The organism is Pseudoxanthomonas kaohsiungensis (assembly GCF_010211765.1).
GTDB lineage: Bacteria > Pseudomonadota > Gammaproteobacteria > Xanthomonadales > Xanthomonadaceae > Pseudoxanthomonas > Pseudoxanthomonas kaohsiungensis.
On sequence record NZ_PDWO01000002.1, the window covers coordinates 274,050 to 284,020 of the forward strand.

Genomic DNA, 9,971 nt, shown 5'->3' on the forward strand with positions numbered 1-9,971 from the left:
TCAGCCAGCGCTCCAGCGCCGTAGGGCGACGCATGGTTCACGGGGCGGAGCCGACCCCGACGTTGCTGAAGGTTCGTCCCTGCGGAGGTTCCAGCGCCCATCGCACAAATGGAGGATAGATGCGTGCCGGCGGATCGGCGAGAACACTCCACAGGCTATGTCCACCCCCGTCCACGACCATGTAATGCAACGCGCGAGCCGGCTGACGGCGCATCACTTCCACCACCAGCGCATCCACTGACGCGATCGGCACACTTGTGTCAGCGCTGCCGTGAACGATGAACACAGGCGCAGTGCTCCCCATCAGGCTGTCGAGGTTGGTCTGAGCGATCGCGAAACTCTGCCAACGCGCGGGGCCATGGCCCTGGTAGTCTGCTGGCGGATTTCCCGAGAGGAACGCGTCGAGCGTGACCAGTACCTGTGTTGCACTGGCGTTGTCACCCGCAGCGCGAGCCTGGTGCACGAAATCGAAGAACTGGGACATGCCCGCGCCTACTATCAATAACAACGCATGCACATTGCTGCTGTGCTCGGCAGCTACCGCGGTCGCGACGTCGGTGCCCTCGGAAACCCCGACCAACAGGATCGGACCGGCCCACGGCTGCCGGCGCAGGTAGGCGAGCTGGGCGAGCACGTCATCGCGGCGTTGTGACAGCGTGACCGCGCCGTTCCGTTCCGTGCAGACATGCATGTCGAGCGACGCGAGTTGTGCGGTTTCCTCCTTGCTATAGACGTGGCGGAACGAGGACAGGTTCCGCCGCTCAAGCAGCGCCAGGTGCACACCCATCTCGCGTTGACTGGCGGCGCTTGGCGGCATTACCGAGGAGATGTTGCCGAAGCCGTCGTTGCCTTCGACCAGCATCAAGGCCGGCATGCAGGCAGATCCCGGCACCATGACCAGTACCGGTCGCCGCACGGTGTCATGCCGCACAAGAATCTCCATTGCATCGGGCCCCGATGTGACGACGGCGCGCTCCATGCCCATGGCGGCTAGCGCTGCCTCAGCCTCCGCGCTGCCTGGTTCCGCGGCGTGACTGGCGCTGCTCGCCAGTAGCAGGATCAACAGTGCGGTGCAGCGGGCCATCGGCGTCGCGGCGCGCTGCTGTGCAGAGTCGGTGCCGATCACAGCCCCATTTCCCGCAGCAGGTGCGGCGCCGGGTAGACCTTCTCCATCAGCCAGCGCATGTAGCGCATGTCCACGTGCACGGCGCGCTTGTAGCGCGGGTCGAACCACCAGCTGGCGCTGACCGCTTCCCAGTTGCTGTCGAAGTTCAGGCCGATCAGTTCGCCGCGGGCGTTGAGCACGGGCGAGCCGGAGTTGCCGCCGGTGGTGTCCAGGTTGGTCAGGAAGTTCACCGTCTGCGTGCCCAGCGCCGGATCGGCGGTGCCGCCGAAGTCGCCCTTGGCGATCGCCTCGAGCAGCGGCGAGGGCGCATCGAACGGCGCCTGGCCGGTGTGCTTCTGGGTGATGCCTGCGACCGTGGTCACCGGCGCGTAGGTGACCGCGTCGCGCGGTTGCAGCCGTTCCAGCCGGCCGTAGCTGACCCGCAGGGTGCCGTTGGCATCGGGGTAGAGCGGGCGACCCTGCCGCGCGCGCCAGGCCGCCAGCTCGGCCATGTAGGCCGGACGCAGGCGCAGCAGCTCGCCGTCGCGCGCCTTGCGCTCGTCCTCCAGGCGCATCTGTGCCGGGACCAGCTGCGCGGCCAGCGCCAGCAGCGGATCGGCCTGCAGCGGCCGCCCTTCGCGCGCTGCGGCGAAAAGCGCCAGCCGCACAGCCTCGTCACCGAGCGCGGTGCCCGCGTAGAGCGCGTCGAGCGCCGTTTCCAGTTCGGCCGGGGTGCGCCCGAAGGCGGCATCGAACTCGGCCACGCGCTGCGCCGCGGGCAAGGCCAGGTGGCGCCGGAGCAGGGTGCGCAGCAGCGCCTTCTCGACCTGCGGGTCGTAGCGGCGCTGCACCTGCTTGAGCGTGCCCTCGACCAGGGCCAGGTCGCGCGCCTGGTAGCCGCTTTCGCGCTGGGCGTCGGGCTTGGCAGCCTCGATCCGCAGCCGCTCCAGCTGCAGCGCCGCACGCAGCAGCTGGGTCTGCGCGGTGGCCAGGCCCAGCAGCTGGTCGCGTTCGCGCATCGCCGAGGCCTGGGCCAGCACCTGGTCCAGCGCCTGCAGGTCGCCACGCTTGTCGCGGGCGACGTGCTGCAGCATCGCGACCTCGTCGGCGCCGCGCTGGCGCACCGCGTCGCTGCGACGCAGGCCTTCGAGTTCGCCGGCGGCGCGCTTGCGGTTGTTCTTCAGCGACTGCAGCTGCGAGGCGTACAGGGTCCTGGCCTGCGCATTGTCGCGGCCGGCCTGTTCGATCACGCCGATCAGCGCGTCGAACACGTCCACCCGTGCCGGCAGCGTCCATTCCACCTGTTCGGCGAATTCGGCCGCGGTGCGGTGGCGGTAGGTGATGCCCGGATAGCCGGCGAGCATGGCGAAGTCGCCTTCACGCGGCCCGTCGCTGGCCACCTGCAGGTGCGACGGCGGCTGGTAGGGGACGTTGTCCGGCGAATGCGCGGCCGGCTTGCCGTCCTTGCCGACATAGGCGCGCAGCAGGGTGAAGTCGCCGGTGTGGCGCGGCCACATGAAGTTGTCGATCTCGTCGCCGAAATTGCCGATGGCCCGCGGCGGCGCGTAGACCAGGCGCAGGTCGCGCAGCTCCAGCTGGCGGATCCGGTAGAAGTCGGTACCGGAGTACATGTTGGCGATGCTGCAGCGCACGCCGGCTTCGCGTTCGCACTCGGACACGATCCGCTTGCCCGCCGCGTCGACCGCATCGAAGTAGGCACGACCCGAGGTGCCGCGCGCCGCGCCCAGCACCTGGTCGGTGACCCGGTCGAAGCCGACCGTGACCAGCACCCGGAAGTCGGGATTGGCCGCCAGCTCGCCACTGCGATCGCCGGCGATGAAGCCGTTGTCGATCAGGTTGCGCTCGGGCGTGCTGTTGTACTGGATCACGCCGAACGCGACATGGTGGTTGGTCAGCACCAGGCCGTCGCCGGAGACGAACGCGCCGGTGCCGCCGCCGGCGCGCACCACCGCATCGAGCGGGGCGGTGGTGAGGTCGGCCAGTGACGCCGGGTCGCCGGCATAGCCGGCCTCGCGCAATTGCGCGGCGATCTGCGGCAGCTGCGAGGGCATCCACATGCCCTCGTCGGCGTGCGCGTGTGCAGCCAGCACGCCCAGGCACGCAAGCGCGACAAGGGCCGGGCGGCGCCGGGGCCTGGAGGTGGCGGGCGTGGCGTTCGTCATCGGTGGATCCATGGTCGCAAGCGGACCGGTGACGTTAGCGGCGACCCGCGGCGCGGACAACCGCCGCAGGTCATGCGTGCCGTCGCGCTAGCGCTCGGTGCGCCAGTTGACCGAACCGCGCGTCTCCACCGTGCTCGATTCCAGCTCGATGTCGAAGCCCTTGCGCAGCAGGTACTTCAGGATCACCACCTGGCCTGCGCCGACCATCGACACGCCATAGCCGACGTACAGCCGCGGCGACAGGTACTTGCCCACGCCCACCACCAAACCTCCCAGCGCGCGCGACTGCATCACGCCGGCGTCGTCGAAGCCCGGCCGCGAGCCGATCTGCGCGGCGAGCAGGCCGGTGCCGGCCGACATCGCCGCCGAGGTCGCGGTCACCTGCTGGGCCTGGTCGCGGGTGGCGCCTTCCAGGCTGCGCCCGAGCATCAGGTAGGCCAGCGCCTCGGACTGCGGCATCGACGGGTTGGACCAGACATTGAGCTGCGGCGCGGTGGCATGGCCGGACACGTCGATGCCGGCGACCACGTCGCCGACGCGGCGTTCGGCGCGCAGGTTGATCCGCGGGTCGGCGATCTGGTTGTTGCTCCAGGTGAGCTGGCCGTTGGTGATGGTCAGGTCCTGGCCATAGGCCTTGTAGCGGCCGCCGACGTCGAGCGCGCCGGTGGCCACCATCTCGTGCCCCGGCCGCGAGCGCACCTGCAGGCGCCCGCCCATGGTGCCCTGCAGGCCGTAGCCGCTGATGGTCACGTCCTTGCCCAGGATCACGGCCAGGTCCATGTCCAGCGGCGCCGATCGCTGCTCTTCCGGATCGACCGGGTCGACCACTACCACGTCCTCGGATACCGTCGCGCCCTGTTCGAACCGTTCGAGGTTGGCCGTGGCCTGGGTCACCTCGACCTGGCCGCGGAGCACCATCGTCGGCCCGTCCATGCTGAATTGCAGGTCCGGGTTGGCGGTGGCGCGCAGCATCGGGGTGTCGGCGATCAGCACGTCGCGGCCGTGGATATCCAGCTGCAGCGGCGTGGCCTGGCCGAACCAGGACAGGCTGCCGTCGACGTTGAGCTTGCCGCCGCCCGAACTGACCGATGCCGACAGGCGCGCCGAACCGTCCGGCTGCGCGTCCAGGCTGCCCTGGCCGTCGGTCAGGCTCAGGCCCAGCGCCGGCAGTTCGCCCTGGAAATCCTCCAGCAGCAGCTGGCCGGCCATCAACGGCGTTTCGCGGGTGCCGCGCACGCTCATGTGGCCGCGCACGACGCCGCGCGGGCGCACCAGGTCCGGCGAGAACAGCTCCAGCCAGAACAGCTGCGAGATGTAGGTGTAGAGCTCGCCGGTCAGCGGCGAATACGGCTCCCAGCCGGTGTTGAACGTGGCATCGACATAACCGTTGCCCTGGAAGCCGGTGCCGAGCCGGCCCTCGATCTTCTGCGGGTCGAAGCTCAGGTCGAAACTGAAGTTGTCGTAGCGGGCGATCTCGCGCCGCGCGTTGTTGCCCAGGCGCATGCCGCCCTCGGGCGACTTGAGGTGCACGCCGCCGGTCCAGCGGTTGCCCTGCGGGCGGATGTCCGCGTCCAGGGTCAGCTCGCCACGCAGGACCAGCGCCCGCCCGCCCTGCTCGGGCAGCCACGGCGCAAGCAGGGTCAGCGGCAACCGCTCGCTGTTGACGACCAGGCCCTGGCGCGGCCAGTCGGCCTGCGCGCACAGCGAGGCTTCGCCGTTGTCGCCGCTCGTCCCCAGGCACGCGGGCTGCAGCTGGAAGCGCTCGCCGGCGACGGTGAACGCCGCCGGCGCCGCCAGCGACCAGGCGTTGCCGCGCGCCGGCTCGATCCGCAACTGGTCCAGCGACCCGCTCCAGCCCGCACCGCGCCGCTGCACCTGTCCGGCCAGGCTCAACCCGGCCGCCTCGGGGCTGTCGGCCTGGACCTGCAGGCGCAGGTTCTCGACCGCGCCCTGCGCATGCACGGTCAACTGCTGCAGCGGGATGCCGACCTGCAGTTCGCTGCCGCGCATGGTCAGGTCGCCGTTGCTGCCGCGCCACGGCAGTTGGCCCTGCAGGTCGACCGCGTTGGCGCTCCAGTCGTCCCAGCGCAGGCCGCGGCCCTGCAGGTCGGCCTGCAGGTTCGGCGCCTGGCGGGTGCCGGTCAGGCGCAGCGAGCCCTGCACCGTGCCGGCCGCGGTCGGCAGCAGGTCGTCCAGCTGCAGCGGCTGCAGCTGGGCGGTGATGTCGATGCGGTCGCCGACGCGGCCGCTGGCGCGCACCCGGCTGTTGCCCAGGCCCAGCGCGAGGTTGCCTTCGCCCTGGTCGCCGCGCAGGACGAAGTGGCCGCTGCCCGACAGCGCCCGCCCGCGCAGGCGGCCGCCCAGCGACTGCACGTCGGCCTGCGCGTCGAATCCGCCGGCGTCGCGCGCGCGTCCGCTCGTGGCGATGCGGCCATGGATGTTGCCGTCCCAGCCCGGCGCGAAATAGCCTGGATCGAAGCCGTCCAGGACCAGCGCCAGGTCCCAGTCCAGCACCGGATCCCAGCCGGCCTCGCCGGTGGCCTGCAGGGTGCCGGTGGGCATCGTCGCCTGCAGCGCGTGGATGCGCGCGCGCGACTCGTCGCCGCGCAGGTCCAGCACCAGGTCGGCCTGCTGGTCGCCGCGGCGCAGCGTCGCATCGCCGTACGCGGCCCAGTCCTGCAGCGAGCCGGCCAGGCCCAGCGCCGCGTCCACGCCGATCGGTGGCGCGGCCGGGTCCTCGCCGTGGAAGACCAGGTCCTGCGCACGCACTGTGAAGCGGAAGCGGCCGTCCTCGGGATCGGTGAAGTCGGCGCGCCCGCGCAGCTCGACGCGGCCGTCGAAAGCCTCCAGCACCAGCGGGGCCACGGTCAGCACCTGTTCTTCGAGCTTCACCCGCGACGGCGCGATGACCAGTGCCTGCGCGCCGCGACCGGCGCGGCCGGACAGCTGCGCATCGCCGCCGTTGCCGCTGGCCTGCAGGTCGAAGGTGAACAGCTCCGGCGCCGGGTCGGCACCGGTGAAGCGGCCCGGGTCCAGGCCTTCGCTGCGCGCATCCAGGCGCCAGCGCGGCGCGTCCTCGTCGCCGCCAAGGGTCAGCGTGGCACGCAGCGGTTCCGGCGCGCGCCCGCCGATGCCCACCTCCATCTTCGACAGGTCGCCGCGTGCGAGCAGGCCCAGCCGCGCCGCGCTCTGCCCGTGCGCCGCCGGCAGCACTGCGGTCACCAGGATGTCGCTGCGGTAGTCGTGCACCGGCTCGTAGCTGCCGTGCACCGTGAACAGGCCCAGGTCGCTGTCGATCTTCAGTTGTTCGGCGTGCAGCGAGCCGTTGGCGATGTCGATGCCGCCGCGCAGCGTGCGGATGTCGATCACATGCTCGCCGCCGGAGGTGACGTTGAAGCCGTCGATCACGATGCGGTCGGCCTGGATCGCCAGCGGCATCTCGATCGCCGGCAGCGACTCGGGCCAGCGCGGCAGCTCGAACGGTTCGTCGCTGCGCGCCAGGTTGAGCGTGGCGCCCTCGATCTCGAACGCGTCCAGGCGCAGGCGCCGGCCCAGCAGCGGGCGGATGTCCGGGTCCAGGTACGCGCGGCGCGCGGTGAAGCGGTAGTCGTCGTAGCGGAAATCCAGGCCATGGATGGTCAGTGGCCCGACGATCGGGCCTTCCACCTTCTCCCAGGTCAGGGTCGCGCCCACCGGCAGGCGCGCGATGATCTGCGCCAGCAGCACGTCGCGGCCGGCCACGGTCTGCAGCAGCCAGTACAGCAGCACCACCACGCCGACCACCATCGCCAGCACGCCCAGGCCCGACCAGGCCCAGAAGCGGCGCCGCCGGTAGAAGCGCGGCCGCCGTGCCGGCGCCGCGGGCGTGCCTTCGGGGGGGGCGGCGCTCACAGGTTGGCTCCCAGGCTCAGGTAGATCTGGAAGCTGGAGTCCGGATCGTCGAGGCCGTGCGCGACGTCGATGCGCACGCCGCCGATCGGCGAGCGCCAGCGCGCGCCCACGCCGATGCCCACGTGCAGGTCGAACTCGCTGGGGTTGTCGAACGCGTCGCCGGCATCGACGAAACCGGCCATGCCCCACGGACCGGCGTTGAAGTAGTGCTCGTACTCGGCCGATCCGGTGACCACGTAGCGCCCGCCGAGGGCGAAGTTGTCCGGCGGCGGCGTGCGCGGGCCGACTTCGCGCCACGCGTAGCCGCGGATGCTGCGGTCGCCGCCGGCGAAGAAGCGCAGGCTTGGCGGCATGGCCAGCAGGTCGCTGGTCCAGGTGGCGCCACCCTCGGCGCGCAGGATCAGCCGGTCGGCCTCGCCCACGCCCTGGAACCAGGTGGCATTGGCCCAGCCCTGGGCGAAATTGGTATCCGAACCCAGCGCCTCGGCACCCGTGCGCAGGGCCAGGTTCAGGCTCAGGCCGTGGCGCGGGAACAGGCGGTTGTCGACGCCGATGTAGGTGCCGGTCAGCTCGGGGTAGAGCAGCGTGGCGTAGCTGTACAGGCGCTGGCCGGTGGCCGCGTCCATGTCGTAGCTCCAGCGTTCGCGCAACGCGATGATCGAGGCCACCGCGGTCCAGCGGTCGGTGAGTTCGCCGCTGCGGCTGGCGAGCAGCCTGACGTTGCGGAAGTCGATGTAGTCGGTCTGCTCGTCGTAGGCGCTGGCCGCACCGGTGTACCAGCCGTCGAGCCAGGCGAACGCGGGGATGCGGTACTGCACCAGCAGGTTCTTGCGGTTCTGGGCGTAGTCCACGTCGGTGACCAGCTTGTGCCCGCGGTCGTTGACGTAGCGGCGCTCCATGCCGAAGCGCACGCCCATGCCGCTTTCGCTGCCGTAGCTCACGCCGGCGGTGTAGACCGTGCGCTTGGCCAGGACCAGGTTGACGTCGATCGGCACGCGCAGGTCGTCGCTGGCCTGGTCGGGCAGCGGCTGGATGTCGATCGCGCTGAAATAGTCGAGCTTGACCAGCGACTGGCGCAGCCGGTCCAGCTTGCCCTGGTGGAAATAGCTGCCCTCCTCCCAGGTCACCAGCTTGTCGAGCAGGCCTGGGCGGAAGAAGTCCTGGTGGAACGTGGTCGGCCCCATGTCGTAGCGGAAACCGCTGTCCCACACCAGGTCGATGTCGGCGGCGAAGTCGGCGCGGGTGATCCGCACCTCGCGGTCCATGAAGTCGGCGTCGAAGTAGCCGCGCTCGGCCAGGCGCCGGCTGATCCCGTCGCGGCTGGCCTCGTAGGTGCCGTGGTTGAACTGCTCGCCCACGCGCGGCCGGAAGGCGGCGATGTCGCGTTCCAGGTACTGGTCCTCGCCGCCGGGGCCGAGGATGCCCACGTTCGACTCGCGCACCCGCACCGGCTCGCCCTTGTCGACGCGGACGATGACCACGATCCGGTCGTTGGCGTCGCGCGGGGACTCCACGGTGATCGTCGGCGAGTAGTAGCCGAACGGCTCGAGCGCCTGCCGCGCCTCGCGTTCGGCATTGAGCAGCAGGAATTCCAGCCGCGACTCGCCCTGCACCTCGCCGATCTCGTTGTTGACGCCCAGTGCCAGGCGCACGTTGTGCTCGAGCGCCGGGTCGTCGTGCAGCCCCTCGATCTGGACGCGGTCGATGGTGCCGCGGGCCCAGGCCGGGCTTGCGGTGCACAGGGCGAGGAGGAGGGCGAGGACCGGAAGGCCAGTGGGGGTGTGGGGCCGCATGAGGCGAGGATACCGGCAACACGTGGCCAGCACCGAAAGTGTGTCGCAACGCACATGCTAGGATGCGGCCAAGAGCGGAAGTACCGCCTGCACGGGGTACGGAATCCGACGAGTCCAGGGGTGGCAGTGGCGGCGGATTCACTGACGACGGTTGCGGATGACGAGGCAGGGCTGCTTGGCGGGCTGCGGATCGCAGTGGTCGAGGACGACAGGCCCTTGCGCACGCTCCTGGTCACCCTGCTCGCCAGCCGCGGCGCCCAGACCGTCGCCCTCGGCAGCGCCGAGGCGCTGTACCGGCACCTGCTGGCGCATCCCTGCGACATCGTGATCCTGGACGTGGGGCTGCCCGGCGAGGACGGCTATTCCACGGTCGGCCACCTGCGCCGCTCCACTTCGGTCGGGATCGTGATGCTCACCGGGCGCGGCGCGCCCGGGGAAATGGCCAGGGGCCTGCGCCTGGGTGCCGACCTGTACCTGGTCAAGCCGGTGGACCGTGACGTCCTGGTCGCCGGCCTGGTCTCGTTGCGCCGGCGCCTGGCCGCGACCTCGGCACCGGAGCGCGAAGCGCCGCCCCCGCCATCGCCCGGAACGGCCTGGAGCCTGCAGGCCGATGGCTGGCGCCTGTGCGCCCCGGATGGCACGGGGCTGGACCTGAGCCGGTCCGAGCGTGCATTCCTGCAACCGCTGTTCGCCAATGCCGGCCAGCCGGTGGATCGCGAAACGCTGATCGGCAGCCTGACCGATGCACCCTGGGATTTCGATCCGCATCGCCTGGAGGTGCTGGTCCACCGGCTGCGCAACCGGGTCCGCGCCGCCACCGGCCTGGCCCTGCCGCTGCGGGCCCCGCGCGGACTGGGCTACCTGCTGCAGCCCGACCTGGCCTGAGCCCCGGCTCTCGTGAGGAAACGAGAGGAAAGGTAAGCGGGCGGTACTGTTACGGTTGTCACAGTTCTGGACAATGCGCCGCCGCCGGACCGGCCTCCAGGCCGCCGGCGTTAC

The 9,971-nt window shown here is 70.9% G+C and carries 5 protein-coding genes; 1 reads left to right on the forward strand and 4 read right to left on the reverse strand.

Features of this window, described 5'->3' with window-relative positions; translation table 11 throughout:
• Positions 1–37: 37 nt before the first annotated feature.
• From CSC66_RS03675 to CSC66_RS03690, 4 genes are all read right to left on the reverse strand, one after another.
• On the reverse strand, positions 38–1,126 hold the full coding sequence (locus CSC66_RS03675; protein ID WP_162376028.1) for an alpha/beta hydrolase family protein: 1,089 nt from the start codon (positions 1,124–1,126) through the stop codon (positions 38–40).
• Complete coding sequence (locus CSC66_RS03680; RefSeq protein WP_162376029.1) at positions 1,123–3,288, reverse strand: S46 family peptidase; 2,166 nt, start codon at positions 3,286–3,288, stop codon at positions 1,123–1,125. Before CSC66_RS03680 ends, CSC66_RS03675 begins: the two co-directional genes overlap by 4 nt.
• Positions 3,289–3,375: 87 nt before the next feature.
• Positions 3,376–7,179, reverse strand: coding sequence for a translocation/assembly module TamB domain-containing protein (locus CSC66_RS03685; protein WP_162376030.1), 3,804 nt, complete (start codon positions 7,177–7,179; stop codon positions 3,376–3,378).
• Positions 7,176–8,972, reverse strand: coding sequence for an autotransporter assembly complex protein TamA (locus tag CSC66_RS03690; RefSeq protein ID WP_162376031.1), 1,797 nt, complete (start codon positions 8,970–8,972; stop codon positions 7,176–7,178). The genes CSC66_RS03685 and CSC66_RS03690 overlap by 4 nt, the downstream gene beginning before the upstream one ends.
• 54 nt (positions 8,973–9,026) lie before the next feature.
• Between CSC66_RS03690 and CSC66_RS03695 the strand changes: the two genes are divergently transcribed.
• On the forward strand, positions 9,027–9,857 hold the full coding sequence (locus CSC66_RS03695) for a response regulator transcription factor (RefSeq protein WP_274381850.1): 831 nt from the start codon (positions 9,027–9,029) through the stop codon (positions 9,855–9,857).
• Positions 9,858–9,971 lie beyond the last annotated feature (114 nt).

Excerpts from the sequence above, each read along its gene's own strand:
- CSC66_RS03680 (WP_162376029.1), bottom strand. The coding sequence starts at position 3,288 with ATGACGAACGCCACGCCCGCCACCTCCAGGCCCCGGCGCCGCCCGGCC.
- CSC66_RS03690 (WP_162376031.1), bottom strand. The coding sequence starts at position 8,972 with ATGCGGCCCCACACCCCCACTGGCCTTCCGGTCCTCGCCCTCCTCCTC.
- CSC66_RS03695 (WP_274381850.1), top strand. The coding sequence starts at position 9,027 with ATGCTAGGATGCGGCCAAGAGCGGAAGTACCGCCTGCACGGGGTACGG.